The organism is Streptomyces sp. NPDC042364, assembly GCF_056437585.1.
The window spans coordinates 25,255-51,484 of sequence record NZ_JBWKAJ010000026.1; the positions used below are offsets into that span (position 1 = coordinate 25,255).

Here is a 26,230-nt window from a genome sequence, read left to right on the forward strand (position 1 = left end):
ACGGTCGGCGGTTGACGGTTGACGGCCGACGGCCGACGGCCTGGGACGAGGATGGCGCGGGCAGGGCCCGGTTGCACGGACGCGGCCTTCCGGCGTGGGGCCGGATCGCCCCACCGAATGAGCGAAGTGTCCTCCGTGAGCGATGCGGAAAGGAACGTGCACACGGCTGTACGTGTCCACGGTCAGCCCTCTGACCGCACGAAACACGTCACATCGACTCCAACTGCGTTGCTGCCGCGACGATTTACAGGGGAAGATGTGTTCGACTTGATTGAACTGTCGTGGCACACGGGGGCCGGGTGGCGGGACGCCCGGCTGTGACAAGACATCAACAACGGGGGTTCGGCGCATGACAGGGTGGGACATCTCGTCGTCCGGGGTGCAGTTCGTGACCTCGCTGGTCGAGCACGCCATGGACGATCTGGCCAAGGACGTGAAGTCGTACGTCGGTGACATGGCGAGCGCGGCCAAGTCGGCCGGGACGATCAGCGGCGCCTACTGCGGGGCGCCGGAGACCGGCGCGGTCGGTTCGGCGCTCGCGCTGTTCGTCGAGGAATCCGCTCAGGACGTGCTGTTCCTCGGGGCACGCTCGGCGAAGTCGGTGAACGGGGCGCGTGAGGCCACCGGCTACTACGTGGCCGGGGCGACGGAGATGGCCGCTACTGCGCAGAGGAACGCGCTGGCCGCTCCCAAGGTGGAGCTTCCGGGTAAGGGCGGCGGCAAGTGATCGACCCGGCCGGCATACCGCAGTTCACCGGTGACTTCGAACAGTTGGAGAAGGACGTCTCGGCGCTCCGGCTGGACGCCAGTGGCATCGGCGACGCAGGCGAGAACGTGCACTCCCGCTTCCAGGCTCTTGGGGCGTACTACTCCGCGCCGGAAGCAGACGACCTGTTCGCCACCACCGAGCCGGTGATGAGCGGGGCGGCCGCTTTCGCCGGAAAGCTGGAAAAGGTCGCCGACGCACTGGAGGCGTACAGCGTCGAGGCCCGCCCTCTGGCCAAGAAGCTGGCGCAGCTCCAGCAGGACGCCTACACCTTCGTCGAGGACGTCGACGGCGATGACGAGTGGACGTACGACGAGGACAAGGTCCAGCGCCACCAAGCGCTGCTCGACGGTGTGGCCGCAGCGGAGAGCGCCTTCCGGGCGGCCGAGCGCAGCGCGGCAACCAAGATCTCGGCGCTGGTGGGCGGGCCGAAGTTCGTGACCGATGACGGCAGTCACACCGTCAACGACCGGACGGTGATGTACGGCTATGACGTCGACATGCTCAAGGGAGCCGAGGAGCTGCCCTGGGGCACCCCGGTCGAGGAGTCCCATCACGCCTGGGAGTTGGACCACTGGGGCAAGACCCTGGTCTGGGACGGCATCTACAAGGACAACATCGAACCGGCCGTGACGGGCCTGGTCGACCTGGCCACGTTCGACGGCGACGCGTGGGGCGGTGTGCGGGACGTGCTGACCGGCGTCGGTCTCTACACCATCACCCCGTACGACGCGTTCATGGACTGGGCGATCGGACCGGACGAGGAGAGCGCCGACGAGGTCCGGGGCAAACAGGCGGCCAAGGAGTTCGAAGGGGCTGGTCGCCTGGGACACGTGGGGGGAGAACCCGGTCCGGGCCTCCGGCACGGTGGTCTTCAACGTCTTGACCCTCGGCACGGGTGCCTTCGCTCGGCTGGCCAAGGGTGCGGAGGCCGGCGGCACCGTCGCGAAGGGGGCCGGGGCGGCGGCGAAGATCGGTGAGTACCTCGACCCACTCTCGGCCGCTGTCAAGGTGGGCGGCAAGACCGTGGACACCATCCCCAGGCTCTCCGACGTCACCTCCCGGATCACCGCCGGCTTCGGCGCGTCGACCGACTCCACTCGCGCGACCAGCGTCCTGGAACTCGACGACGGGTCCAAGGTGCGCATCGAGAACGGCGAGTTCATCCATGTCGACCGGCATGGCAACGTCGTCTCGGACGTACCGCCGCGGGAGCGGTCCGCCTACGAGCAGAGAAACCCCCGCCAGACTTCGTCGCACCAGCGGGATTCCGAGTTGGTGGATGTCGGCGCACGAGGATCCGAGAGTTCCGCCGCTGGAGGCAGAAACCTTCCGGCACAAGCCCGTCATGAGGCCGCAGCCAGCGGGGACGTACCTTCTCGTGGCAGCGCTGCGGAGTCACAGGGCCCGTCAAGCAGTGATCAACGGGGACGGCCAAGCGACCCCTCCGGTGGCACCTCACATTCCGACGGCAGAGGTTTCGCCTCCGACGACGGCACCATGCGAAGGCCTGGCGCAGGAGCTGGAACGGGTAACACCGCCCATGGCTCCCTGGGCAGTGGAGATCCCGGAGGCAGAAACGGTCTCGATCTGACTCCGGCCGAGCGCAGGAAAATCGACCTGGAACAGGCATGGAAAGCAAACAATGACATTGAGTGGCGTAAGAAACACTACGATGCCATCGGCCGCCGCCTCGACACCAATGGGGTCGACGAAAATGGACACGAGCTTGTCAAGCTGACGGAAGACCAGAATGGCAAACTGATTCCTGCTGACGACCTGCCGTCGGCACCTGGCGAGAAATACCGACTTGGCGCGGTGCGCCTTTCGGAGACTACCGTCGAGCCCAGGAACATCGACGAACTCAACCGACTCGCAAACGATCGCATCAACTCGATGAAGCTGAACACGGCCGCGAAGGATTTTGCGAGCAATCCGAGCTCCGATCATGCGCGCGCACTTAAGGAGGCACAGGAGGCATTCGGTGTCGACCGGGCGAACAACACAAAGGTAGGCGAGAAACTCGGCGAGGGCGCGGCACGGCTTCATGTCATGCCACGCGAGTTCCCAGACGCCACCCGGATCGATGACCTACCTCAGACCGGAAACGGCGCAAACCAATTCGACGACCTGTACCGGCGCAAGAACGGGAATCTCATCATCGTCGAAGAGAAGGCGCCCAACGGAGAACTGGAGCGCCGTAAGGGGGCAGGCGCCGCAAAAGGATTCCAGGTCAAGCAGGGGACCTTGCCGTACGTGGAGACAATCGTGTCCGAGATGGAAAAGAGAGGGCCGCGCGACAAGCAACTCGCCGCTGAACTCCGGAGGGCCATGCGTCGAAAAACTCTTGAGTATGTCATGGTGAAGGCCACAGAAAATACAGGCGAGTATGCTGGTGCCACGCTCAAGCACTTCAAGCTTTTCTGAGGAGAGATAGAGTGGTCGTCTCCATCCCGCGCCATGACTTCCCCACTGATGACATTGCGGAAGGCCTGACAGCGCTCAAGGAGAGCCTGACCTGGGCTCTGGAAGACCTCGAAGATGTACCCAGGGCTGTCCAGGACGTGTTCAGCGTCTCGCTCACCTTGGCCGAGTCCTCTTGTGCTCTGGATCCCCAGGCCGCCCGGATCGCCACGTGGGATGGATGGGTGACGGCCATGCAGTCCGGCTCGGCGCTCTTTGCCGCCGCCCAGGCCACCAGTGGCAGGGTCCAATGCCGCATCGAGCAGAAGTCCAGGTCCATTCCTGCCAGCGGCCCGGCGTACTACACCGACGCAGGCAACTGGATCACTGCTTTCTTTCTCGCGGTCATCTGCCGCGCCAAGGATCGGATGAGCGCACTGTGCCAAGTACCCATCTCACTGCTGCGCCAGGCCGGCGCGGACTACGACGCGTACATCTACGACTGGATCGACGCTCTTCAGTCGTACTGGCTGGAGCGGCCCGGCGTCGGGGACAAACTGGTCGCAGCATTCGAGGGCACCCGGCCGGAGACGGCGCGGGCGGCCGACCCTGACCTTATGTTGAAAGTTCTCTTCCCCCCGCTCAACCTCTTCTTCCGCTTCCTGCAGGAGGACCGCGCCGAGTTCAACTCCGCGCTGGCCGATGCGCTCCGCTGGCACCAGGAATATTGGACGGCCACCCAAGAGCGGGCCAGCAACCCTGATGGATACGTGGCTCTGGGGCCATTGGCCATGGCCTGCTTCGCCCTTGACGCGGGGTTCTCGATCGAGGTCGAGTCCGACTATCTGCCGCGCCATCTCCTGCTCGGCTCCAGGCTGGGTGAGGGACAGATCTGAGCCGTATCGAACCGGAGAGACCACGAATCCCGTGACCAAGGACGTCATAGCGCTCACGCCGAAGATGCCGGATGTGCGGACCGTTCTGGCAGGTCTCCACGCAGGTGGGCCGGGCCTCGGCATCGGCACGCTGGCCGAGGGCGCTGTCATTCAGCTCTGTGCGCCGGGTGGGCGGCCGCTGGTGTCCGTGGAGGCTCCGATGCTCGTGCAGGTGCCCGGGGAGGTCTCGCGTCTTCTCGGCTGTTCGGTCGGGGACGGTCCCGTGTGGTGGACGGAGGCACGTGCCTCGACGGCGGTCGCGGAGGCGGAACCACTGGCGGGGTCCTTCGCCGGGCGGCTCGCGGCGGTGCTGGGTGGGGTGGTCTGGCCGGCCGGGGCCGCTTCCACCGATGTCGTTCCCCTCACCACCGACATCGCGGCCGTCCCCGTGCCCGACACGGGCATCCCCGCGGTCGACGTTCTCACCACCTCCACGGCGGTGGTGATCCAGGACCGCCCGGTGGTCGCCATGAGCAGTTGGCTCTCCGACGCGCTCCGTACGGCCGCCGACGCCGACCGCGCCCTGCAGATCGTCACGCCGCCGACCGCCCGGCTCACGCTGCCTACCCGCGTCGCCCTGCGCGGGCTGCCCAACCGCTGGGTCGTCCAACATCCCGACCACGGCTTCTACGACGGTCTGTCAGGCGCTCGGCTCCGGTGGGAGAACGGCACCTTCACTCCCGTACGGGACCAGGACGGCAGGGCCTGCGCCGTCGCTGAGTTCGCTGCTCCCGCAGCGGACTCCGGTGAACGTCAGCTGGTCGTGCACCTGCGCATGCGACACGAAGCCACCGAGGATCTTGTCGTGGGCCGTGCGCTGGAGACAGCCTGGGAGCTCACGGGTGCGCCGCCGGTCGGCTGGAGCACGGCCGAGCCGGTCAATCTTCCCTGGAGCACGCGGCAGTTGACCGAACTGGCCCGCGCTCGCGCGCCGCAACCGACCTGGCTCGTCGCCGTCGGCGACCCGGCTCGTCCCGCTCTCGCGACCGCCCGCGTCGCTCGTACGCCCGCCGGGGTGGAGGAGGACATCACCCTCGCCGTGGGTTACGGCCCCGACGAGTCTCCGCCCTTCGACGCCGTCGAACCTCTCGCCCGTAACCTGGCCGACGGTCAAGGGCTGGCGTCCATGCTCGTCTCGCTACGGCCCGGCGGTCGCGACCTCACCGTCCCGCCGCGCCGGGAGGCCCCGCCGATTCCCGTCTCGTTCACCGTCGGCGCAGGAGAGGTCCGAGACGTCGGACTCGCTTATGCCCGCCGTTCGCCGGGCGGCATCACTCCGGTCCAGTGCGGTCATGGAGCGGTCCCAGCTCTGCACTATCCCCTCGGGGACGGCAGTGATCCCCGTGTCTGGACGCTGTTCCGGCAGCTCGACTCCCATTTCCGGGAGGGCCGCCGGTCCTGAGGGTTCGGCGATGCTCCCCGCGCTGGGAGCCGTCTGGCAGGCGAACGGTCCCCCACACGGCGCGACAGGGCGGGCGTCAGTGCAGTGCGCTCAGCTCATCCGTCGGGGGCGGATAGTGCGGGGCGCATTCCTGGCACGCGTAGACGTTGAAACCGGGGCCGGTGGCCCCGTGGTGCTCGTGGACCAGGACAGGGTCTTGAGTGAAGCGTTGGCAGCGCGCGCACATGCGGATCGGGCGGCGTCGCGGCGGGTGGTCGTCAGGGCGACGTGTCATCGAGCGGCCCCGACGAGGGTGCGGCAGTCCGGGGTTTCGCGGGGTGCGGGTGGCTCCGAATCGAAGCCCAGGCTCGCCAGGTAGAGGGCGCGGCGACGTTCGCGCAGGCCACGGGTCGCGCGGCGGCGGACGCGTTCCTCCAGGGTGCGGGCGGGTGGTGGCGAGTGGGGGTGAGCGGCTGCGCCGGCCACGGTGTTCGCGACACCGGGCGGAGTCGGTGACGCCGTAACGCGGGAGGCCGGGGCGGGCGGTGGGATCGGGGATCCAGCGCGGTGGCGACCACGCGAGTCCGGCAACCAGATGCGCAGCACCCAGGCCAGGGCTCGGACGGTAAGGTCCAGCATTGTCGGCGCTCCTTCTCAGCGTTGACCATGCCCCGGGACGGCCCCACCGTCGCCGGGGTTCATTTCGGCAGGAACAAACTACAGGGTGGTATGGCAAGGTGTATAGCGGTTAGGTGTGCTCCATAGATTCGTACAGCTGAACGCTGTCGTACGTTGCTTGAATGACGCCTGCTCCAGACGACTCACCGATCGATCCGAGCAAGATCGCCTATGTGTACATGCAGATGGCCGACCACATCGCCGAACGCATCAGCAAGGGCGACCTGCGGCCCGGCGCCCGACTGCCCGGCGAGCGTGACCTCGCCGCGGAGTACGGGGTCGCACATCTGACGGCCCGCCGCGCGACCCGCGAACTACGTGAACGCGGTCTCGTCGTCACCCTGCCCGCCAAGGGCACCTTCGTCGCGTATCCGCCGGAGCCCGAGGCGGGCTCGGCCCCGGAGCAGTAGGCCCCCGCCGCGGCGGGGGCTGCGGCCGATCACGGGTCAGCTCTGTTCGCCTGCGGCGCCCGTCCTCGGGAAGGAGACCTCCACTCGGCGGTTCTTCTTGCGGCCCTCCTCCGTGGAGTTGTCGGCGATGGGGTAGTCCTCGCTGTATCCGCGCACCTCGAAGGTGACGTCGCCGTCGAGGTCACCGGCGAGGATGTCGTGGACGGCCTCGGCGCGCTTCTTGGAGAGCGTCAGGCCGTGGGCGTACGAGCCGAGGTCGTCGGTGAAGCCGAAGACGCGGACCTTGGTGGCGTTCTGCGCCTTGATCTCCGCCGCGATCGCCTCGATGCGGGAGCGGGCCTGGGGGTTCAGCTTCGCGCTGTCCTTCGGGAAGAGGACCTCCGCCTGGAGCGCGAACGTCACGTTCTCGTTCGTGTCCTCGCGGCGCTCCTCACCGCCGAGGTCCTCCACGACGGACTTGATGTCCAGCACCTTGGCGGGTGCGAGCGTCGCCCCCGCGGCCAGCTTCAGCCCCGGGCTGTTCGCGTCCACCTCCGGGGGCGGGGACGTGGTGACGGAGCCCGGGGGTTCGCTGGGGTCGTCGTCGGCGTGAGCCGCCGGGGTGGCGAGGGTGAGTACGGCCACGACCGCGAGGGCGGCGGCGACCCGTGGGGTGAGAGCGGCCATGGTCACTCGCCCTCGGAGAGCTCGATGGTGGCGGGGGGCATGGAGCCGACCTGGAAGTCCACGGAGGTTGTGCCTTCGGGTGGGGCGGGGAATTGGGCGAACCAGTCGGCTGTGCCGCCGGGCCTGATCTGGCCGCTGAATTTCGTACAAAGGCAGCGTCCCGAGGTATCCCGAAGAATGAGGTACTTCTTCTTGCCGCTGTTGTCGACCAGGCTGGCGCCTGATAGTGAACCGCCGTTGGACCTGAGTTCCCGCTCATCACTCGCCCATTCAGCACCGAGCCACGACCGCCTGCCGTCGTTCTTCACCGATCCCGCGACCGTAACGAAGCCCCCTGAATCGCGTACGGCAGATGTAATGGTGACCGAGATATCGCCGTCCTTGGCTGTGGCCAGCACCTCGCTCGATTCGGGGGGCTGTGACTCAGTGCCCTTCGCGTCTCCGCTGTCGCTCTTCGTCGGGGCGGATGAGGTCGTCGGCTTCTTCGCGTCGTCCTTGTCGTCCCCTCCCCCGCAGCCGGCCACCGTAAGAACCAGCCCGGTCGCGATCGCCACCGCGGTCACTGCCCTGCGGCCCTTCATGGTGCGCCGAAGGTTCATCGGTACGGCTTCCTCTCACTCGGCCAGGTAAACAGAGAACATCACGGACGCATCGGGAAGGTCGTCCGGATTGAAGTCTTGGGGATCGATATCCACGGGAAGGCCGTCGCAGTCCAGGCTCACAGGCTTCGTGGGATCCGCGGCGATATCGAAGTCGCACAGCGGTTGGATGACAGCGACCGCCTGAGCTGTGGCCGTCAAGTCTTCAGTCCCGGGAATGATCGAGTCACCGACGGTGTGGTTCGTCTGGATCCCGACTTGAAATCCGGGATTACCCTCGACCTCGGTGAGCTGGGCATCGCCCTGAAGGCTTGCTTGGTTCTGGGCCGCCAGCGCTGCCGCTGCATCGGTAACCCCCTGGACGGGCAACCCGCCCTCGGGCAGGTCTAGCCAGTCCAACCACTGATCATCACCGGCAAGGAGGGCATCCCTGATATCCAGCAACAACTCATCCCGAGCATGTTGCGCGGCGGCCAACGCCGCAGCGTCCGCCGCGGATTGAGCACCACTACGGGCGGACGCTGCTTTGGCGAACGCGAAGAAGGCCAACGCCACAAAGAGCAGAATCGCCGTCAGCCAGATATAGATCGGGAGGGTCGAACCTCTGTCGCTACGCAGTCGACCCTGTATCAGCCCCCGCCGACCACGTCGGCGACCGCGTCTCCGATCGCACCGGAGATCAACCCATCCAGACCCAACTGGTCGATCATCACGAAAATGCCCGCGACGATGATCATGATGCCCGCGTACTCCACGAAACCCGCGCCCGCGTCGCGGTGCTTGCCGCGCATGCGGGTCGTGACCGTCGTTTTCCAGGTTGCGAAGCGGTGCTTGAGGTTCATGGCGGTTGCCCTTCCGCTCTACGGGGTCTCCTGTCCGATCACCGTACGTGAAAGAGCCCGCACGGGGGGTGGGTCCAGGGGCCCAACTTGGGCGGGTGGGCGGGGTCATCGGGTCCACCCCTCGTGGGCGGTGCCGAGCCAGTGGGCGATGGCTTCGCTGCGCGTGGAGGTGTGCAGTTTCGCGAAGATGCGGTTGATGTGGTTCTTGACGGTCTTCTCGCTGATGAAGCAGGCGGCGGCGATCTGACGGTTGCTCATGCCGGACGCGATGAGGTCCATCACCTCCACCTCCCTTGAACTCAGGCCGAAGGACGGTCGGTCGGGCGGGTCGGGCGCACGGCGGTGGAGTGTCGCCGCGTACGCGGGGCGGACCCTCGACGAGGGTGCCATAGATGATTGCAGCTGCGAAGCAGGGTCATGACTTTCGTGTGAAGGTTTGTAGGAAACGCCGATGGAAGTTGAGACATCCGCAGCCGTCGTGGAGACGGAGGCAGTGGCGGAGGCGGACATCGTCAGTCGGCCCTCCCGCAACTCCCGTACCGCCGCCATCAGTTCCGCCGCCGTGAAGTCGCCGTGGACCAGGTAGCCGGACGCGCCCCGGCGGACGGCCTCCGCCACGACCTCCGGTTCCGAGCTGTACGTCAGCATCATCACGGGGGCCAGCGCCGCCAGTTCGGGGAGCGCGGTGAGGCCGTCCGTGCCGGGCATGCGGACGTCCAGGAGGACGACGTCGGGGCGGTGCAGCCGGGCGTCCCGGACCGCCTCCTCGCCGTTCGTCGCCTGGGCCACCACCTCGATGTCCGGGTGGGTGCCGAGGAGCGCGGCGAGGCCGGCGCGGACCACCGGGTTGTCGTCGGCGACCAGTACGCGGAGGCGGGGCTCGGTGGGGAGTGCCTGGTCCCGGTCATGCATGGGCGGACTCCTGTTGGGGGGTTCGAGGGGGTTGGCGGGTGCCGGTGGGGGGCTCGGGGAGCGGGAGGGTCAGGGTCACTTCCGTGCCCGGTGCGCAGGGCCGCATGTGGAGGTGCGCTCCGAGCTGTTCGGCTCGCTCCCTCATGCCCACGAGACCGAAGTGGCCGGAATCGGGTGCCTCGGCCAGGGCTGGTGCGGGTGGGAGGCCCACGCCGTCGTCCTTGATCGTGAGTCGGAGAGCGGTCGGGGTGACCGTCAGATCGATGTCCGCTCTCGTCGCGTGCGCGTGGCGGTGGGTGTTCTCCAGGGCCTCGGTGACGATCGCCAGGAGGTGGTGGATCGTCTCGGGTGGGAGGGGCGGGGGTTCCGGGCCCGTGTGGGTGAGATGGGTGGGGAGTGCGGTGCGGGAGGTGAACGTCCTTGCTTTCGTGGTCAGTTCGGTTCTCAGGTCCGCGGGTGGGGTCGTTCTCGTCAGGTCCGTGTGGCGGCGTAAATCGGTGAGGAGGTCCCGGGACTCGGCGGCGGCTCGGCGGGCCGCCTCGGCCACGAGGGTCGCCTGTTGGCGCAGCACGGCCGGGTCGGGGGCGGGTCGGTCCGCGGAGGCCGCCAGCGCGTCCGCGGCGAGGGCCAGGCCGTGGAGGGTCTTGGCCACGGAGTCGTGCAGTTCGCGGGCCAGGCGGGCGCGTTCCGACTCGACGGCCTCCGCGACGGCGAGACGGGACGTGGCCTCCGCGAGGGCCTGGGTGGCCGTGCCGAAGCGGAACATCAGATTGCGGAGGGTCACGCCGATGATGCCGGCCGCGACGCAGAAGCCGGCGATGAGGAGGGTCCCGGCGCCCGCTCCCGGGCGGTGTTCCCAGGCGCGGTGGACGGTCAGCAGGACGGTGAGTTGGAGGCCGGTGAAGACACCGGCGCCGCGCCAGCCGTAGAGGAGGCCGGAGAGGAGCGGGGTGCAGACCGTGGCGTAGGCGAGGGGGGAGACCGGGGAGGCGGTGAGGAGGAGGACCGCGCCGAGGAGGAGGTCCAGCGCCATGAGGGAGGGGTGGGCGAGGAGGCGGGGGGCGAAGCGGTCCCAGTCCCTGAGCATGGCGTAGGAGATGGTGATGCCGAGGGCCGCGACGACGAGTACGGCGTGGGTGGGGGCGCCGTCGGAGGTGTTGGCCATGGCGAAGGGCGTGCCGATGGCGAGCATGGCGAGGCGGACGGCGATGGTCTGACGGGAGAGCGCCTGAAGGGCGTTGAGCCGGAGGCGGAGGGTCGCGGGGGGTGCGGCGTCGTCCTGGAGGTAGCCGGTGACGGGGGCGGGCCGGGGCCGGGTGCGCTCGCCCGTCGGCCGTCCCCGGGTCGCCGGGGCTGCCGTGGGGCGCGTCGGCGGCAGCACGGCCTGCGGCGGGGGCGCGTGCATGGCCGCCCGAAGCCGGGCGGTGCCGGGGACCGGGTTCCGTCCGCGTGTTCTCATCAGCGGCCCAGGATCTCGCCGAAGTTGGTGCCCGAGCCGAGGAACATGCCCGTCGCGATGAGGATCATCGTCGCCGGGAGCATGAAGACCAGGGTCACCAGCGTGGCCTTGGGGATCGTCCTCGCGGCCCTGCGTCGCGCGTTCTGGGCGTCCGTGCGGCGCATGTCGGCGGCCAGTTGGATCAGGGTCTCCGCGATGGGGCTGCCCAGTTCCTCGCCCTGTTGCAACGCCGAGACGAACTGGGCGACCTGTTCGGAGGAGTTGCGCTTGCGGAGTTCGTCGAAGGCCTGGCGGCGGCTGACTCCCATGTCCATCTGGCGGAGCGTGATGCGGAGTTCGTCGGCCCAGGGGCCCTCGTACTTCTCCGCCACCCGGTCCAGGGCCTGGCGGAAGCCGAGGCCCGCCGAGACGACGACGGCGAGGACGTCCAGGAAGTCCGGGAGCGTGCGGTCGATGACGTCCTTGCGTTCACGGATGGCCTGCCAGATCGCGGCGTCGGCGGCGAAGAACCCGAAGGCGAGGGTGGCGGCGGCGAAGAGGGGGCGGTCACTGGTGAGGAAGACCAGGCCCATGAAGGCGCCGAAGAAGCCGTAGACGGCTCGGCGGGCGGCGTAGCGGTTGAGGGTGAGGCCGCCGGGGTTGCCGGCCATGTCGATGCGGCGGCGCTTGGCCTCGACCCGGCGGGGGCCCATGAGGCTCAGGACGAGCGGGGCGAAGCGCATGCCGAGGCGGTCGACCGCCGAGCCCGTCCTGGAGACGCGGGTGGCACCGACCTCCAGCGCGAGGGCCAGGTCGCTGGGGAGTTTCGCGTCGGCGCGGATCATGCGGATGCCGAGGAGGACGCCGGCGACGGCGACGGCCATCAGCAGGGCGAGGAGGAAGGGGAGCATGGATGTCGTCATGTCGGGTCACGGCTCCCTTCTCATACTTCGATCTTGCCGAGGCGGCGGATGACGAAGAAGCCGACGGTGTAGAGGCCGATCGAGATCAGGACCAGGGCCTGGCCGAGGGGCGAGCCGGTCACGCGGGCGAGGGCGCCGTCGTTCGAGGAGTTGATCAGGAGGAGGGAGCCCAGGCCCAGGAAGGGCACCGTGAACGCCGTCGCGTTGACCTCGGAGAGCATCGTGCGGACCTCGCGGCGGGTCTCCTTGCGGTCCTCCAGGGTCTGGGTGAGATTGCGGAGGGAACTGACGACGGAGCCGCCCGCCTTGTTGGACAGGACGAGGGTGGTGACGAGGACGATCAGTTCGCGGGAGGGGAGGCGTTCGGCGAGTTCGCCGAGGGCGTCGTCCACGGAACGGCCGAGGGCCAGCTGGTCGGCGACCCGGGCCAGTTCCTCGCCCGCCGGGGCCTCCAGCTCCTCCGCCGCCATCGCCAGGGCGGTGCGCAGGGCGAGGCCGGCGGCCGTGGCGTTGGCCAGCAGGCGTGCCACGTCGGGGAGTTGGTTGATGAACGCCTCGATGCGTTTCTGGCGCTGCCAGTTGAGGAAGATGGCGGCGGCCCAGATGCCGACGGCGCCGGCGATCGGGCCGAAGAACGGGGCGAGCGTGGCGGCGGCGACCAGCCACAGGGCGACCACGACCATCGCGACGTACGTGGCGAACTCGCCTGCCGTCAGGTCGAGTCCCGTCGTGGTCAGGCGCAGATGGATCGCCCGGCCGAGGCGGGTGCGGCGCAGTCGGCGGTCGACGGCCGTGAACCGTCGTACGCGACCGCTCGCCGTGCGGAGCGGGCCGCCCTTGCCGCCGGCGAGGCGGTCGACCAGGGCGCGGCGCTGGGCGCGGCCGGAGGCGTAGGTGTGGGCGCCGGCGACGGCGAGGGTGCCGCACAGGACGGTGGCGCCGAGGGCCAGCAGGGTGGCGTTGTTCACGGACCGCTCCTGTCTGTGGTCACGGACCGCTCCTGTCTGTGGTCACGGACCGCTCCTGTCTGTGGTCACGGACCGCTCCTGTCTGTGGTCACGGCCCCGCTCCTGTCTGTGGTCACGGCCCCGCTCCTGTCCGCCGTCGTGGGTGGCTTCGGTGGCCGCCGGCGTCCGTGGGCGGGATCCGCCGCCGGGCACGGGCGAGGGCCGCTGCTGGGCCGTGGTCCGCTTCGGGGGGCTCATCCGATGGCCTGCCTCGTGTGGAGTACGTCGATGGCCTCGGCCACGCCGTACGCGGGCGGCAGCGGCTCGTTGGCCACGTACAGCTTCTCCGCGACGGGGCGCGGGATCGGCAGGTGCTCGAAGCGGCCGTGGACGACGCGGTCGGCGCCGAGGGGGTCCGGGACGAAACGGGAGACCGTGGCGATGCGGAACTGTTCGCGTCCGTGCGAGACGAGCAGCGCGATCTCGGTGATCTTGCGGGAGCCGTCGGCGAAGCGGGTCAGCTGGACGACGACGTCCACCGCCGAGTTGATCTGGTCCTTGAGTGCCTCGAACGGGATGAGGACCTCGGACATGGAGCCGAGGGTCTGCAGGCGCATCAGCGCGTCCTCGGCGGAGTTGGCGTGGACCGTGGCGAGCGAGCCGTCGTGGCCCGTCGACATGGCCTGGAGCATGTCGAGGGTCTCGCCGCCGCGGACCTCGCCGACGATGATCCGGTCCGGGCGCATACGGAGGGAGTTGCGGACCAGGTCGCGGATGGTGATCTGGCCCTTGCCCTCGATGTTGGGGGGCCTCGACTCCAGGCGGATGACGTGTTCCTGCTGGAGCTGGAGTTCCGCCGAGTCCTCGATGGTGATGATGCGTTCCCGGGGCGGGATCAGACCGGAGAGGGCGTTGAGGAGGGTCGTCTTACCGGTGCCGGTACCGCCGCTGACGATCACGTTGAAGCGGGCGCGGACGAACGCGGCGAGCAGCATCAGCATCTGCTCGTCGAGGGAGCCGAGGCCGATGAGTTCCGGGAGCGTGTACGCGCGGGGGAAGCGGCGGATCGTGAGGGTCGGGCCGGTGAGGGCGAGCGGGGGGATGATCACGTTGACGCGTTCGCCGGTGGGGAGGCGGGCGTCGACCATCGGGTTCGATTCGTCGACACGGCGGTTGACCGTGGAGACGATGCGTTCGATCGTCTGCATGAGCTGGTCGGTGGAGGCGAAGCGGAGGGGGAGCTGTTCGACGCGGCCGGCTCGCTCCACGAAGATCGAGTCGGGGCCGTTGACCATGATCTCGGTGATGGACGCGTCGGCGAGGAGGGGTTCCAGGACGCCGAGGCCGAGGGCCTCGTCGACGACTCTGCGGATCAGCTGGGAGCGTTCGGCGGAGGAGAGGACCGGGCCCTCCCTGCTGATGATGTGGCCGAGTACGCGCTCCAGGCGGGCTCGGCGGTCGGCGGCCGTCAGGGCCGACATCTCGGCGAGGTCGATCTCTTCGAGGAGCTTGGCGCGGTAGACGGCCACGAGGTGTCCGTCCTCGCGGCCGGTTCCCCCCTCGTCGGGGGCGGCGATACGGGATCGCAGGCTCATCTCTTCGTCAGCTCCTCTCGGGGGCGGTCGGTCTTGGCTGCGGGCTGGGTGGAGCGGGCTCGTTCGGGGTGGGTTCGGTCGGGGTGGGTTCGGTCGGGGGCGGGGTGGGTTCGGTCGGGGGCGGTTCTCCGCTCAGTCCTCGTCCGTGTCGTTCGGCATGGTCGCGGTGCGTTCGAGGGTGACCGGGTCGAAGAGGGGGATCACGGAGGGGACCGTGACGACGACCGTCGCGGTGGTGGTGTCGGGGCCCTGGTCGGGGCTCACCTCGGGGTCGAGCCAGCCGCTCGCCGCGGCCTGTCCCGCTGCCACGCCGTCGTTTCCGAGGGACTGTGCGCGGGCGGCCGCCCTGGCTGCCGAGCCGGCCTGGCTGATGCCGTAGCCGACGAGGCCGAGTTGGACCGCCGCCATGGCCACCAGGAGGAGGATGGGGAGGAAACCGGCGAACTCCAGGATGGCCGCGCCTCGGTCGTTGGTGTGGCGGGTGCGCGGGGGTGCGGGTGGGGCGCCTTCGGGAGTGGGGTGGGTCGGGGGCGCGCCGGGGGGTGTCCGTCCTCGGAACGGCGCGGAATCGGTCTCCCGGGAAGCCGGACGGGTTGACGCGCCAACCGCTGCGGGCGGACACCCCCCGACACACCCCCTGGCGTCCGTACGCGACTGACCCGCCGCGAGGGCCTGCGCCGCCCCCGCGACATGCGCCCACTCACCCGTACGCGGCTCACCCGCCGCGAGGGCCTGCGCCCGGGTGGTGTGTGGCTGGACCTCCTTGGGGGTCATGGGGTCTGCTCCAGTGCGGCGCCTGCCTCGCCCCTTACCGTCCAGCCCGCGTCGAAGCCCGGGAAGAAGAGGGGGACGGGGGCCTGGACCTCGGCCTTCATGACCGTGCCGTTGGAGGCGCAGTCGATGGACGTGTCGCTCCAGGCGGCGGGGAGGTGCTGGGCGCCGGCGGCCTGGCAGGCGCCGGGGACGTCGCCGTCGATCGCGTGGGCGGCCGTCGCGGCGCGGGCGGCCTCGTCGGCGGCGTTGCCCGCGAGGGAGTAGGTGTAGCCGTAGAGGGCGGCCTGCCAGAGGATGGTCATGACGATCAGGAGGAGCGGGAACATCCCGGCGAATTCGAGGGTGATGGAGCCCCGGTCGCCGCCCTTGCGGCGCAGGACGAGGGCGCCCCGGTCGGACGGCTTGCGGCGGCGGCCGCCTCCGGTCTCCTGGACGGTGACCAGTTCGAGTTCGCCGGCCAGGGACCACAGGGCCTGCTTGACCGTGGAGCGGGTGTCCAGGTCCTGGAGGCGGCCCGCGTCGACGACGGACTGGAGCTCCTTGAAGGCGGCGGGGACGGCGTTGCGGGCCACCTTGGTGCCGGTGACCTTCTCGACGAGGGACGGCTGGATCTCCGTACCGCGTGAGTGGCGGTTGACGACCGTCAGGGTCTCCTCCGCCTTGCGGATCTGGAGGCGGTCCCAGAGGCGGACCATGCGTTTGGCGGCGCGGACGGCGACGACGTCCGGAGTGACGAGGAGGAGTGCCTGGTCGGCCATCTCGACGGCCGCCGCGGTCGCCGCGTTCATCTGGGAGCCGCAGTCGACGATCACCACGTCGTGACGGGAGCGCAGGGTGGCGAGGACATGGCGGGCGACGCGGTCCGTCACCTCCTCGCCGCGTTCTCCCTCGGCGGGGGCCAGGAGGAGGGAGACGCCGGTGTCGTGCGCGAAGACCGCCTCCTGGAGGACGCGGGGGTTGATGTCCGTGATCCCGGCGAGGTCGGCGACGGAGCGGCGGAACTGCACGTCGAGGTACGAGGCCACGTCGCCGGACTGGAGGTCGAGGTCGAGGAGGGCGACCGTACGGCCGGACGCCTGGGTGGCCAGGGCGAGTTGGACGGCGGTGACGGTGGCGCCCACACCGCCCTTGGCGCCGCTGACGGTGACGACGGTGCCGCCGGGGCCCGTGTACAGCTCGGGTGTCGCGCTGCCGAGGTGGCGGCGCATGCCGGTGGACCAGGCGGCGGCTGCCTGGACGCGTTCGGCGAGGGCGTCGTAGGAGAGGGGGAGGTTGACGATGCCGCGGGCGCCGGAGTCCATGGCGGCGGTGAGGACACCGGTGCTGGTGTCGGAGGTGACGAGGACGACGCCGACCGCCGGGAAGCGCAGAACAAGGTCGCGGACCAGGTCCAGTGCGGGGACCGGGCCGATGCGTTCGTGGACCAGGACGACCTCGGGCAGTTCGTCGAGGGAGTCGGCCGCGAGGCGCGCCAGGGTGTCGAGGAGGGCGGTGGAGTCGGGCACGGGCGGTGCCGGTTCGGCGTCGGCCAGCTGGCCGAGCAGGGTGGACAGGGCGCGGGCCGAGTCGATGTCCCCGACGGCGGGGAGGATGCGGATGGTCATCGGCGGTTCCCCGTTCCCGTGACGGAGCCGGCGGGCCGCGCCTCAGGGACCGCCTGTTCACTCATCAGCATGCCCAGCCGCGGGGGCGTTCGACGCACCCCCGTTCGTGGTGTCCTCGTGCGGACGTTCCGGACCGACCTCATCGCGCGGCCTCCTTCTTGTCCTCGTCGAGGGTGTACGAGCGGTCGTCCGGTACGACGACCGTGGCGTCGCCGCCCCCGACGAGGGCGAGACGGACGTGCTCCGCGAAGGACTCGGCGAACGCGACGCGCTGGGCGTCGGCGGTGTCGAGCGCGAAGGTGATCGGGACCGCCTCGGTGACCGTGCGGCGGCGTTCGCTGCTGGACTGGCCGGGTTCGAGGGGGGTGAGCGTGCCGACGTCGATGACGCGGGCGTCGGAGACCATCAACTTGGAGGTGTCCTTGCCGGAGTCGCTGTCCTTCTCCTCGAAGGTGGCGTAGATGTTGACCAGTGATCCGGGGTTGATCTTGCCGGCCACACCGGTCGACGCGTCGATCATGATCGCGATCTCCTGCTGCCCCGGCTTGAGTTCGGGGCGGTCGACGATCATGTCGGACTGGAGCAGGGAGCCCTTCTCCAGCCGGGTGACGGCGATCTTGCCGCGGATGTCGGCGAGGTCTGTTATCGCGGTGTCGGACAGCCATCGCCTCGGCATCGAGATCTTCTCGAACTGGCCCGCCGACAGCTCCTTGTACGGAGCGATGGCACCCTTCAGCCGGTATGCCGTCACCTCCGGCCCGACCTTGGAGTTCACGTCGCGGATCACCGAGAGCACGCCGGCGAAGGCGGCCAGGGCGCACAGGGCCGACAGGACCAGCAGGACGACGCCGCGGCGCTGGCGCGAGTTCACTGAATCTCACCTCGTGGGGACGTGCCGGGCACGGGAGCGGACCTGTTTGCGCAGGGGGTGGACGTCCGTCATGGGGCGCCTCGGGGAAGGGCGCGGTCCGGGGCGGGCTCGGGTTCGCGCAGCGGGGCGGCGCAGAATCCGCAGCGGTCGCCGATGAGTTCCAGGCCGCACCAGTGGCAGGTCTCCCGGCGTACGGAGGACACGAGTTGGTAGAGCACGGAGACGTCCGAGAGCCCGGCGGCGAACTCGACGAGTTTGCCGGTCCCCCACCAGCGCACGGACCCCTCCGGCAGCGGCACGGTGGCGGCGCCCTGCACGTTCCAGGCGGGCGCGAGGGTTGCGGTCACCCAGTCGGACGGCGGCTGCGGCCCCTGCGCGACCAGCAGCCGGGTGCCGAACTCGGGCCCGGACAGCGGTTCCTGGTCGGGGACGTTCAGCCGGACGAGCTGGGGGCGCGGGGTCGCGAGTACGGCGAACTGGGCCCCGGGCAACCATGACTTGGCGTGCGCCTTGAGGGTGACCGGGATGCGGTCGAGTCTGGCGACCGAGCCGAGGAGGGCCCCGGCGTAGATGTAGTGCGCGAGGAGGCGTACCGAGGAGGCGAGCACCCCCGGGCTGAAGTCGCAGGCCGACAGCTGCCGTAACTGCTGGGCGAGCAGGGCGAGTCCGAGCGGCGGCAGGTCGACGCCGAGCAGGGCGATGCGGTCGCTCTCCAGGACGGAGCGGACGGTCTGGAGCCGCCGGGTGAGGGCGAGCTCCTCCGGCGTCGCGCCGGACGCCTGGTGGAGGGCGATGACATAACCGTGCTGCTCGATGAGCGCGTGCATGCCGAGCAGGGAGCCCTCCAGCGTCTCCTGCGGCTGTACGGCTGCGGGCGGGGTCTGCCGGTCGTGCGGTGGGAGCACCAGACCGGAACTGGTGACGGCTATCGCGGTCGGCACGCTGCACACCACCCCGTTCACTGCGGCGGGGTGGTCGGACCACCGCCTCAGTCGGCCCCTGAGAGGGCGGCATGCGACTCGCCGTCCCTCCTGCATCGTCTTGCATCAGCACCATATCCACGGCATGGCCCGATCAACACCGAATCTCCTTGATCAACTCACCGAAGGTGCGGGCCGTATCCACACAGAGTGAGACGCATATGCCCCAACTCGGCGGACGAAGGCGCCGGTTGGGATACCCGTACGGGTGAAGGGTGCCCGGAGCGGAGTATTGACAACCTGATTGGTCTGGACCAACTTGTACGTCCAGCGGTGGCCACCGTCCTCATCCCACTCCCCACCGGAGGCACAAGTGGACCGCGTCCCAGGCATACCCTCACGCATACGCGGATGGGCGGCGGGAGCCGTCACCGCCGTACTGGCCGCCGCCGGCCTCACCCTCACCGGCGCGGCCCCGGCGTCCGCCGCCGACATCAACAACGTCAGGAACGCCGGCTTCGAGTCGGGTCTCGCGAACTGGACGTGCTCGGCGGGCAGCGGTACGACCGTCTCCTCCCCCGTGCACGGCGGGGCGGCCGCGCTGCGGGCCACCCCGGCCGGGCAGGACAACGCCCGCTGCGTCCAGACCGTGGCGGTGAAGCCCGGCTCGACGTACACGCTGAGCGCCTGGGTGCGGGGCGGGTACGCGTATCTGGGCGCGAGCGGCACCGGTACGACCGACGTGTCGACGTGGACCCCGGACTCGACGGCCTGGAGGCAGTTGTCCACCACCTTCACGACGGGCGCCTCGACGACCTCGGTGACGGTGTACACGCACGGCTGGTACGGGCAGGCGGCGTACCTCGCGGACGACGTGTCGGTGTTCGGCCCCGACGGCGGTGGTGGCGGCGACCAGCCGCCCACGATCCCGTCCGCCCCGACGGGTCTCACCGTCTCGGGCACCACGTCCTCGTCCGTGTCGCTGGCGTGGAACGCGGTGCCGGGCGCGACGGGCTACCACGTCCACCGGAACGGCACGAAGGTCCAGGCCGTCAGCGGCACGTCCGCCACGGTGACCGGACTCGCGGCGTCGACCTCGTACACCTTCCAGGTCACGGCGACGAACGCGGCGGGCGAGTCGGCCAGGTCGGCGACGGTGACGGGAACGACGACGGCGGCACCCGGCGGTCCCGGTACGGGGCTGCCCCGGCATGCGGTGACCGGCTACTGGCAGAACTTCGACAACGGGGCGACGGTCCAGAAGCTGTCCGACGTCCAGTCGCAGTACGACATCATCGCCGTGGCCTTCGCCGACGCCACCTCCACGCCGGGCGCGGTCACCTTCAACCTCGACTCGGCGGGCCTCGGCGGCTACACCGTCGACCAGTTCAAGGCGGACATCAGGGCCAAGCAGGCCGCGGGCAAGAAGGTCATCGTCTCGGTGGGCGGTGAGCGCGGCACGGTGGCCGTGAACGACGCCGCCTCCGCGACGAACTTCGCGAACTCCGTGTACACGCTGATGCAGACGTACGGCTTCGACGGCGTCGACATCGACCTGGAGAACGGCCTCGACGCGACGTACATGACGCAGGCGCTGCGTGCCCTGTCGGCGAAGGCGGGTCCCTCGATGGTGCTCACCATGGCCCCGCAGACCATCGACATGCAGTCGACGTCCAACGCGTACTTCCGGACGGCGCTGAACGTGAAGGACATCCTGACCGTCGTCAACATGCAGTACTACAACAGCGGTTCCATGCTGGGCTGCGACGGCAAGGTCTACAGCCAGGGCTCGGTGGACTTCCTGACCGCGCTGGCCTGCATCCAGTTGGAGGGCGGCCTCGCCCCCTCCCAGGTGGGGCTCGGCCTGCCCGCCTCGACGCGGGGCGCGGGCAGCGGCCACGTCTCGCCGGGCATCGTCAACAACGCGCTCGACTGCCTCACCCGGGGGACGAACTGCGGCTCCTTCAAGCCGCCGCGGACCTACCCCGACCTGCGCGGCGCGATGACCTGGTCGACGAACTGGGACGCGACGGCGGGCAACGCGTGGTCCAACGCGGTGGGGCCGCACGTGCACGGGCTGCCGTAGGGGCGACGGGTGACCGGTCCGCCGGCGGTGCCATCGGGTGCCGTCGGCGGACGCACCTCCGCCTGGGCACTGTGGTGCACGTCACCGGAACCCGCCTCACCCGCCGGAGAGGCAAGGGTGTGAGGTGGAAGAGGTGCATACGAGATGAGTGAGGCCGGCGACCCCTTGCGGGCGCGGATACGGGCCGGTGACCGGGAGGCGTTCTCCGAGGTCTACGACGCGTACACGCGCGCCGTCTACAACCACGCCTACCGGCTCACCGGCGACTGGTCGACGGCCGAGGAGGTGATGGCGGACACCTTCCTCGACGCCTGGCGCACCAGGGAGCAACTGGACCCGGACGGCGGTTCGCTCAAGCCGTGGCTGCTGGGCATGGCGACCAACAAGGCCCGCAACGCCAACCGGGGCATCGGCCGCCGGCTGGCCTTCCTGGCCCGCCGCCCCTCCCCCGCCCCGGTCGCGGACTTCGCCGACGAGACCGCCGGCCGCCTCGACGACGCGCGCCGGCTCGCCGCCGTACGGGAGGTGTACGGGCGGCTCCGGCGCGGCGAGCGGGAGGTGCTGGCGCTGTGCGTGTGGTCGGGGCTCGACTACACGCAGGCGGCCGAGGCGCTGGGGGTGCCGGTGGGGACGGTCCGGTCGCGGCTGTCGCGGGCGAGGGAGCGGCTGCGGCGGCTGACGGACGAGCGGCTGGGCGAACAGCGCGGGAAATCCGTCGCAAAAGGTGAGGAACCGGGGCGCCGCCGCGGAGAGGTAGAGGGTGAGGCCGCGTTCGCGGCCCTTCGACTCAAGGAGATTCAGGAGGGTTCCCGATGAACGAGGAGCTGGCCCGACTGCTGCCGCCCCCACCCGAGCGGGACGTCCCCCCTGGTCGCCTCTCCCACCACAAGGACCGCTTGATGCGACTCATCGACGAGGACCGGGCCGACGCCCCGTTCGCTCCCGCGACCACGACCGCCGTTCCCCCGGCCTCCGCCCGTGGCACGGACGGCGCCGCCCGCGGGCCGCGCCTGCGGATACGGCGCCCGGCACTGTGGATGCCCGCCGCCGCGCTGGCGCTGGCCGGGGCCCTGACGGTCGGTCTGGTCACCACCACGGACTCCGGTCTCGGCGTGCGGCCGTCCGACGGGGAGACCGCGGTCGTCCTGCTCGACCGTATCGCCGAGGTGGCCGCGAAGAAGGAGGTCACGCCCGTACGCGACGACCAGTTCGTGTACGTCAGGAGTCTGTCGGCCGGGGCGGAGGCCGAGGACGAGGACAGCGTGTTCGTGCCGGGCAAGCCGGCCGAGGTGGAGAGCTGGGTGACGCAGGAGCCCGGCCCGGTGAAGCAGCTGGGCCTGGCCTACGAGAACGGCGCCTACTTCCCGGTGCGGGAGCTGCTGCCGCCGGGGTCGCCGGGGGTGCCCGCGGGCATCGACCGTCCCACGTACAAGTGGCTGGCGTCGCTGCCGACCGACCCCGACGAACTCCTCGACCGGCTCTACGACCTGACCAGGACCTTCGAGGGGCAGGAGAAGGCGCAGGCCGTCTTCGACAAGATCGGTGAGCTGCTCGGCGCGGTCATGCCGCCGGAGACCGCCGCCGCGCTGTACGAGGCCGCGGCGAGGATCCCGGGGGTGACCCGGATCGAGGACGCGGTGGACCCGGCGGGGCGGCACGGCGTCGGCATCCGCCGGGTCGACGAGCGCGCCTCCTGGGCCACCGAGTGGATCTTCGACCGGGAAACGCTGACGTACATCGGCCGACGGAGCTATCTGACGGCCGACGGGCCGATGGGCAAGAAGGGGACGGTCATGGACGAGACGGCGGTGCTCGAGCGGGCCGTCGTCGACGAATGGCGGGAGCGGCCGGCAGCGTAGCCGGGCGAGGGCCCGCCCGCATCGGCGGGCGGGCCTGGCCGGCGCCGAACCGGGGGCGCGACCGCCCCTGGTGACACCCGCATCACCCGTGCGGGCAACGTCCGTTACGAGCACGACGCCCTCGGCCGCGGCACGCTCCGCCAGAAGACCCGCCTGCCCCGCCAACCCGGCACCTTGCGTTACGGCTTGCTCTCACGTGCGCCACTACCCCATCGGACGGTAGTGGCCCAGCACCTGGGCCAGATGGGGGAACCACGCGTGGAGGCGGGTGCGGGGCTTGGCCTCGACCCTGCACTCGAAGAAGCTGCCGTCCAGGTGGACGACGGCGACCATGAGGGCCTTGCCGTTGGGGCTCGCCTTGTAGTGGACGCTGCGGATCTCGGGCCAGGGGAAGTCGACGGAGACGCCGTGGTCCTCGAAGGCGACACCGGACGGGTCGATGACGATGGAGTTGTGGCGGTCGACTGCCAGGAACTCCGGGCCGGTGCCGTCGTGGACCGCCGGGGCCGCTGCCGCGGCGGCGGGTGGGTACGGGTGCGGCGGCTGGGGGTACGGGTGCGCCTGCGCCGCATAAGGCTGCGGGGCGTACGGCTGCGGCTGGGGTGCGTACGGCTGCGGCTGGGGTGCGTACGGCTGCGGCTGGGGTGCGTACGGCTGCGGCTGGGGTGCGTACGGCTGCTGCGGTGGGGCGTACGGCTGCGGCGCCGGCTGTGCGTAGGGCTGCGGGGGCTGCGCGTACGGCTGCGGGGCCGGGGCTGGCGGAGAGGGCGGCGTCCCGTACGGCTGCGGGGCCGGGACCTGTGGCGCGTACGGCGGGGGTGGTGGGCCGAAGCCCTGCCCGGTGCCCGGCTGTTGTCCCGGCGGAGCCTCCGGGTGGCTTGGTGGCTGGGGCGCGCCCGCGGCCCCCTCCTGCTCCCCCGGCCGGCCTCCCGGCGGCGCCCACGGCGGTGACTGCGGCGGCCGCTGCGGCTCCTGGCGCTGCTCCGGCTCCGGCTCCGGCTGCCGCCCCGGTCTCGGAGTCGGCTCGTGGCCCTGTTCCGGCTGGTCCATGGGTTTCGTCCTTCTGCCCCGTCGGTGTGACTCGTACCGCACCGTATCCCTCTGCCTCCGGTGAAACATTCCCCGGGGGCCACCGCATCAAAGGAGTGACAGGCCGACGAGCCCGGCAGGGAGAAGCCAGAGATGGTGCAGCCGGGCGGGCCGACCTCGCTGTTCGGGCCCGGCGCCGAGACCCTGCCCGACGGGACGAAGGTCGTCACTCGGCAGGGGCCCGGCGAGAAGGGCGGCGCGGGGGTCGTGATGTGGACCGTGGACACGCTCCGGCCCGACGGCACCCGTGTCGTGGTGAGCGCCTTCAACTCCGGCGCCCAGCACACCGCCGCGACCCGCGACACCCCCGCCCTCACCATGGCCCAGCTGAAGGACATCGCCACCAGCCGGGAATGGGGCAGGCTCGGGTGACGCGGTCGGCTCAGAAGAAGTCCGCCCAGTTCTGGTCCCAGATCTGCTTCACGCACAGGACCAGGAACAGCAGGCCCGCGAGCGCCAGCATCGCGTTGCTGACCATGCCGTTGCGCCATTCCCGGGGTGTACGGGAGGAGTTGAGGAGCCAGAGGAGGGTGGCGGCGAGGAAGGGCAGGAAGGCCGCGCCGAGGACGCCGTAGAGGATGATCAGGCGGAACGGCTGGCCCTGGAAGAGCAGGACGATGGGCGGGAACGTCAGCCAGAGGAGGTACGCGCGGAAGGGCCAGGACCGTTCGCGCTCACCGGAGGCGACCTCCTCGCCCTTCACCGCCCCCTTCGTCCGGTAGCGGGCCACGAAGTCGGCGAACATCAGGCTCACACCGTGCCAGACGCCGATGAGGGAGGTGTACGAGGTGGCGAAGAAGCCGATCAGGAAGAACTTGGCGGTGGCCGGGCCGTACTCGTCCTCCAGGATGTCGCCGAGCTGGATGAGGCCCTTGTCGCCGCTCGCGATGGCGACGTTCGCCGAGTGCAGCAGTTCCGCGCCGACGAAGAGCATCGCGATGACGAAGACGCCGGTCGTGACGTACGCGACCCGGTTGTCGAGGCGCATGATCCTCATCCAGCCGGCGTCGGTCCAGCCCTTGGCGTTGACCCAGTAGCCGTACGCGGCCAGTGTGATCGTGCCGCCGACGCCGCCGATCAGGCCGAGGGTGTTGAGGATCGAGTCCTTCTCGTCGGGCAGGACGGGGAGGAGGCCCGCGAAGGCCTCGGGGAGGTTCGGGGTGACCCGGATCGCGAGGTAGACCGTGACCAGGAACATGACGCCGACGAGGACCGTCATGACCTTCTCGAAGACCGCGTACTTGTTGAACCAGACGAAGACCAGACCGGACAGGCCGCAGAGGATGGCCCACCATTCGAGGTCCATGACGTCCGGGAACAGCGCTTGCAGGGGCAGGGCGCTGGACGACATGGCGGCCGCGCCGTACGCGAAGCCCCAGACGACGACGTAGACGACGAAGAACCACGTCGTCCAGCGGCCGAGGCTCGCCCAGCCGTCGAAGAGGGTGCGGCCGGTGGCCAGGTGCCAGCGGCCGGCGGCCTCGGCGAGGGAGATCTTGACGAGGCAGCCGAGGACGGCCGCCCAGAGCAGGGTGTAGCCGAAGTTGCTGCCGGCGATCAGGGTCGCCACCAGGTCGCCGGCGCCGACGCCGGTCGCGGCGACGACGATGCCGGGGCCGATGTACTTCCAACTGGACTTGCGCGGGGCCGAAGTGGCTTCCCCTGTGGCTGTGTTGTCCGTGGTGTCCGCCATGCGGATCAAGAAAGCGTAAAGCCGGGGCGGGCACAAGAGGGCGTGCGGTGAAGGAACGCGGGGGTGATTCGGGGGGTTCGGGGCTGTGGGTTCCGGGGGTCGGGGGCTGTGGGTTGGGGGGTTCGGGGGTTCGGGGCTCGGGGGCTGCGGGTTCGGGGGTGCGGGAGGGGGTCGTGGCAGGGGACGGGCCCCGGCGGCCGGGAAGCCGCCGGGGCCCGGGCTGTGGTTCCGGGGCGGCCGACGAGGCGGCTGCACGGAACTCCGCGGGCTACGCCGGCCGTCGCCGACCACAGCCGGCGGACCCGCACGTGCCGAGCTCGAACCACACGGTCTTGCCCGGCCCGTCCTGGTGGCAGCCCCAGCGCCCGGCGAGCGCATCCACCAGGAACATCCCTCTGCCGCTCTCCGATATCTCCGCGACCCGGCGCACCCGGGGCGCGCGCCCGTCGGTGTCCGACACCTCGCAGCGCAGTACGCCGTGCGCCGCGGACAGGGTCATCCTCAGACGGCTCTCCGCGTGCACCAGGGCGTTGGTGACCAGTTCGCTCACCAGCAGCTCCGCGATGTCGGTCTGGTCGAGCAGTCCCCATTCCTCCAACCGCCTGCGGACCTCCGCACGCGCCTCGGCGGCGGCGGTCGGGCGCGGGTCGTACTCGACGCTCAGATGACCCGCGCCCATGGGCGGTTGGAAGTACGAGGCGAAGTGGGGGCCGGAATCCGGAAGGGGTCCCCCGGAGAGTTGCAGCATGCTTCCAGGGTTGCCGCGCCGGGGGTGCGGCACACGGGGAGGATTACCCGTTTCCCTGAGTGCATATACCTGTTTCGCGCCCCGGTACGTC

General features: G+C 70.2%; 25 protein-coding genes and 1 pseudogene. 10 read left to right on the forward strand and 16 right to left on the reverse strand.

Annotated elements, in window-relative coordinates; translation table 11 throughout:
- Nucleotides 1-349: 349 nt before the first annotated feature.
- The 6 genes from AC067N_RS34195 to AC067N_RS34220 all read left to right on the forward strand — a co-directional run bounded on the left by AC067N_RS34195 (nt 350) and on the right by AC067N_RS34220 (nt 6,573).
- The gene (locus tag AC067N_RS34195) at nt 350-727 is read left to right on the forward strand and encodes a DUF6507 family protein (RefSeq protein WP_478682822.1); all 378 of its coding nucleotides are present in this window, start codon (nt 350-352) and stop codon (nt 725-727) included.
- Nucleotides 724-1,746, forward strand: coding sequence for a hypothetical protein (locus AC067N_RS34200; RefSeq protein ID WP_478682823.1), 1,023 nt, complete (start codon nt 724-726; stop codon nt 1,744-1,746). Before AC067N_RS34195 ends, AC067N_RS34200 begins: the two co-directional genes overlap by 4 nt.
- Nucleotides 1,649-3,193 (forward strand): hypothetical protein, encoded by a 1,545-nt coding sequence (locus tag AC067N_RS34205; protein WP_478682824.1) that lies wholly within the window; start codon nt 1,649-1,651, stop codon nt 3,191-3,193. The genes AC067N_RS34200 and AC067N_RS34205 overlap by 98 nt, the downstream gene beginning before the upstream one ends.
- An 11-nt stretch (nt 3,194-3,204) precedes the next feature.
- Nucleotides 3,205-4,065 carry an immunity 49 family protein gene (locus AC067N_RS34210; RefSeq protein WP_478682825.1) on the forward strand — a complete coding sequence of 287 codons (861 nt, stop codon included), beginning with the start codon at nt 3,205-3,207 and terminating at the stop codon, nt 4,063-4,065.
- A gap of 31 nt (nt 4,066-4,096) precedes the next feature.
- The gene (locus tag AC067N_RS34215; RefSeq protein WP_478682826.1) at nt 4,097-5,506 is read left to right on the forward strand and encodes a DUF6177 family protein; all 1,410 of its coding nucleotides are present in this window, start codon (nt 4,097-4,099) and stop codon (nt 5,504-5,506) included.
- Between the two features lie 779 nt (nt 5,507-6,285).
- The gene (locus AC067N_RS34220; RefSeq protein ID WP_478682827.1) at nt 6,286-6,573 is read left to right on the forward strand and encodes a winged helix-turn-helix domain-containing protein; all 288 of its coding nucleotides are present in this window, start codon (nt 6,286-6,288) and stop codon (nt 6,571-6,573) included.
- A 36-nt stretch (nt 6,574-6,609) separates the two neighbouring features.
- Here AC067N_RS34220 and AC067N_RS34225 read toward each other — a convergent pair whose 3' ends face one another.
- From AC067N_RS34225 to AC067N_RS34285, 13 genes are all read right to left on the reverse strand, one after another.
- Nucleotides 6,610-7,239 (reverse strand): OmpA family protein, encoded by a 630-nt coding sequence (locus AC067N_RS34225; protein ID WP_478682828.1) that lies wholly within the window; start codon nt 7,237-7,239, stop codon nt 6,610-6,612.
- 2 nt (nt 7,240-7,241) lie between these two features.
- Nucleotides 7,242-7,838 (reverse strand): hypothetical protein, encoded by a 597-nt coding sequence (locus tag AC067N_RS34230; RefSeq protein WP_478682829.1) that lies wholly within the window; start codon nt 7,836-7,838, stop codon nt 7,242-7,244.
- 15 nt (nt 7,839-7,853) lie between these two features.
- A complete protein-coding gene (locus AC067N_RS34235; protein WP_478682897.1) occupies nt 7,854-8,471 on the reverse strand; it encodes a pilus assembly protein TadG-related protein in 618 nt (205 codons plus the stop codon).
- On the reverse strand, nt 8,468-8,680 hold the full coding sequence (locus AC067N_RS34240; RefSeq protein ID WP_478682830.1) for a hypothetical protein: 213 nt from the start codon (nt 8,678-8,680) through the stop codon (nt 8,468-8,470). The genes AC067N_RS34235 and AC067N_RS34240 overlap by 4 nt, the downstream gene beginning before the upstream one ends.
- Nucleotides 8,681-8,785: 105 nt before the next feature.
- Nucleotides 8,786-9,592, reverse strand: coding sequence for a response regulator (locus AC067N_RS34245; RefSeq protein WP_478682831.1), 807 nt, complete (start codon nt 9,590-9,592; stop codon nt 8,786-8,788).
- On the reverse strand, nt 9,585-11,051 hold the full coding sequence (locus AC067N_RS34250) for a sensor histidine kinase (protein WP_478682832.1): 1,467 nt from the start codon (nt 11,049-11,051) through the stop codon (nt 9,585-9,587). The genes AC067N_RS34245 and AC067N_RS34250 overlap by 8 nt, the downstream gene beginning before the upstream one ends.
- The gene (locus tag AC067N_RS34255; RefSeq protein ID WP_478682833.1) at nt 11,051-11,953 is read right to left on the reverse strand and encodes a DUF5936 domain-containing protein; all 903 of its coding nucleotides are present in this window, start codon (nt 11,951-11,953) and stop codon (nt 11,051-11,053) included. The genes AC067N_RS34250 and AC067N_RS34255 overlap by 1 nt, the downstream gene beginning before the upstream one ends.
- 20 nt (nt 11,954-11,973) lie before the next feature.
- Nucleotides 11,974-12,921, reverse strand: a complete 948-nt coding sequence (locus AC067N_RS34260; RefSeq protein WP_478682834.1) for a type II secretion system F family protein — start codon at nt 12,919-12,921, stop codon at nt 11,974-11,976.
- A gap of 233 nt (nt 12,922-13,154) precedes the next feature.
- On the reverse strand, nt 13,155-14,495 hold the full coding sequence (locus AC067N_RS34265; RefSeq protein ID WP_478682835.1) for a CpaF family protein: 1,341 nt from the start codon (nt 14,493-14,495) through the stop codon (nt 13,155-13,157).
- 132 nt (nt 14,496-14,627) lie between these two features.
- A complete protein-coding gene (locus tag AC067N_RS34270; protein WP_478682898.1) occupies nt 14,628-14,903 on the reverse strand; it encodes a hypothetical protein in 276 nt (91 codons plus the stop codon).
- 362 nt (nt 14,904-15,265) lie between these two features.
- Nucleotides 15,266-16,873, reverse strand: coding sequence for a CpaE/TadZ family protein (locus AC067N_RS34275; RefSeq protein WP_478682836.1), 1,608 nt, complete (start codon nt 16,871-16,873; stop codon nt 15,266-15,268).
- Nucleotides 16,874-17,012: 139 nt separating this feature from the next.
- Entirely contained in the window at nt 17,013-17,744 is a 732-nt protein-coding gene (cpaB, locus tag AC067N_RS34280; RefSeq protein WP_478682837.1) for a Flp pilus assembly protein CpaB, read from the reverse strand.
- Nucleotides 17,745-17,812: 68 nt separating this feature from the next.
- A complete protein-coding gene (locus AC067N_RS34285; RefSeq protein ID WP_478682838.1) occupies nt 17,813-18,685 on the reverse strand; it encodes a hypothetical protein in 873 nt (290 codons plus the stop codon).
- A 352-nt stretch (nt 18,686-19,037) separates the two neighbouring features.
- Here AC067N_RS34285 and AC067N_RS34290 point away from each other — a divergent pair, with 352 nt between their 5' ends.
- The 3 genes from AC067N_RS34290 to AC067N_RS34300 all read left to right on the forward strand — a co-directional run bounded on the left by AC067N_RS34290 (nt 19,038) and on the right by AC067N_RS34300 (nt 22,609).
- Complete coding sequence (locus AC067N_RS34290; protein WP_478682839.1) at nt 19,038-20,750, forward strand: chitinase; 1,713 nt, start codon at nt 19,038-19,040, stop codon at nt 20,748-20,750.
- Nucleotides 20,751-20,894: 144 nt separating this feature from the next.
- On the forward strand, nt 20,895-21,566 hold the full coding sequence (locus AC067N_RS34295; protein ID WP_478682840.1) for an RNA polymerase sigma factor: 672 nt from the start codon (nt 20,895-20,897) through the stop codon (nt 21,564-21,566).
- Nucleotides 21,563-22,609, forward strand: coding sequence for a CU044_5270 family protein (locus tag AC067N_RS34300; protein WP_478682841.1), 1,047 nt, complete (start codon nt 21,563-21,565; stop codon nt 22,607-22,609). The genes AC067N_RS34295 and AC067N_RS34300 overlap by 4 nt, the downstream gene beginning before the upstream one ends.
- Nucleotides 22,610-22,813: 204 nt before the next feature.
- On the opposite strand, the gene AC067N_RS34305 is transcribed toward AC067N_RS34300, so the two are convergent.
- Nucleotides 22,814-23,659 (reverse strand): hypothetical protein, encoded by an 846-nt coding sequence (locus AC067N_RS34305; RefSeq protein WP_478682842.1) that lies wholly within the window; start codon nt 23,657-23,659, stop codon nt 22,814-22,816.
- 159 nt (nt 23,660-23,818) lie between these two features.
- Here AC067N_RS34305 and AC067N_RS34310 point away from each other — a divergent pair.
- Nucleotides 23,819-24,070, forward strand: a pseudogene (locus AC067N_RS34310) (hypothetical protein); the annotation flags it as partial.
- A 10-nt stretch (nt 24,071-24,080) separates the two neighbouring features.
- Here the strand turns inward: AC067N_RS34310 and AC067N_RS34315 are convergent.
- Nucleotides 24,081-25,391 (reverse strand): Nramp family divalent metal transporter, encoded by a 1,311-nt coding sequence (locus AC067N_RS34315; protein ID WP_478682843.1) that lies wholly within the window; start codon nt 25,389-25,391, stop codon nt 24,081-24,083.
- Between the two features lie 268 nt (nt 25,392-25,659).
- On the reverse strand, nt 25,660-26,070 hold the full coding sequence (locus tag AC067N_RS34320) for an ATP-binding protein (protein WP_478682899.1): 411 nt from the start codon (nt 26,068-26,070) through the stop codon (nt 25,660-25,662).
- Nucleotides 26,071-26,230 lie beyond the last annotated feature (160 nt).

Coding starts and splice junctions, on each gene's coding strand:
- AC067N_RS34275 (WP_478682836.1), bottom strand. CDS start 16,873: ATGACCATCCGCATCCTCCCCGCCGTCGGGGACATCGACTCGGCCCGC.
- AC067N_RS34240 (WP_478682830.1), bottom strand. CDS start 8,680: ATGAACCTCAAGCACCGCTTCGCAACCTGGAAAACGACGGTCACGACC.
- AC067N_RS34220 (WP_478682827.1), top strand. CDS start 6,286: ATGACGCCTGCTCCAGACGACTCACCGATCGATCCGAGCAAGATCGCC.
- AC067N_RS34195 (WP_478682822.1), top strand. CDS start 350: ATGACAGGGTGGGACATCTCGTCGTCCGGGGTGCAGTTCGTGACCTCG.
- AC067N_RS34245 (WP_478682831.1), bottom strand. CDS start 9,592: ATGCATGACCGGGACCAGGCACTCCCCACCGAGCCCCGCCTCCGCGTA.
- AC067N_RS34305 (WP_478682842.1), bottom strand. CDS start 23,659: ATGGACCAGCCGGAACAGGGCCACGAGCCGACTCCGAGACCGGGGCGG.
- AC067N_RS34270 (WP_478682898.1), bottom strand. CDS start 14,903: ATGGCGGCGGTCCAACTCGGCCTCGTCGGCTACGGCATCAGCCAGGCC.
- AC067N_RS34230 (WP_478682829.1), bottom strand. CDS start 7,838: ATGAACCTTCGGCGCACCATGAAGGGCCGCAGGGCAGTGACCGCGGTG.
- AC067N_RS34300 (WP_478682841.1), top strand. CDS start 21,563: ATGAACGAGGAGCTGGCCCGACTGCTGCCGCCCCCACCCGAGCGGGAC.
- AC067N_RS34225 (WP_478682828.1), bottom strand. CDS start 7,239: ATGGCCGCTCTCACCCCACGGGTCGCCGCCGCCCTCGCGGTCGTGGCC.
- AC067N_RS34265 (WP_478682835.1), bottom strand. CDS start 14,495: ATGAGCCTGCGATCCCGTATCGCCGCCCCCGACGAGGGGGGAACCGGC.
- AC067N_RS34255 (WP_478682833.1), bottom strand. CDS start 11,953: ATGACGACATCCATGCTCCCCTTCCTCCTCGCCCTGCTGATGGCCGTC.
- AC067N_RS34320 (WP_478682899.1), bottom strand. CDS start 26,070: ATGGGCGCGGGTCATCTGAGCGTCGAGTACGACCCGCGCCCGACCGCC.
- AC067N_RS34295 (WP_478682840.1), top strand. CDS start 20,895: ATGAGTGAGGCCGGCGACCCCTTGCGGGCGCGGATACGGGCCGGTGAC.
- AC067N_RS34315 (WP_478682843.1), bottom strand. CDS start 25,391: ATGGCGGACACCACGGACAACACAGCCACAGGGGAAGCCACTTCGGCC.
- AC067N_RS34250 (WP_478682832.1), bottom strand. CDS start 11,051: ATGAGAACACGCGGACGGAACCCGGTCCCCGGCACCGCCCGGCTTCGG.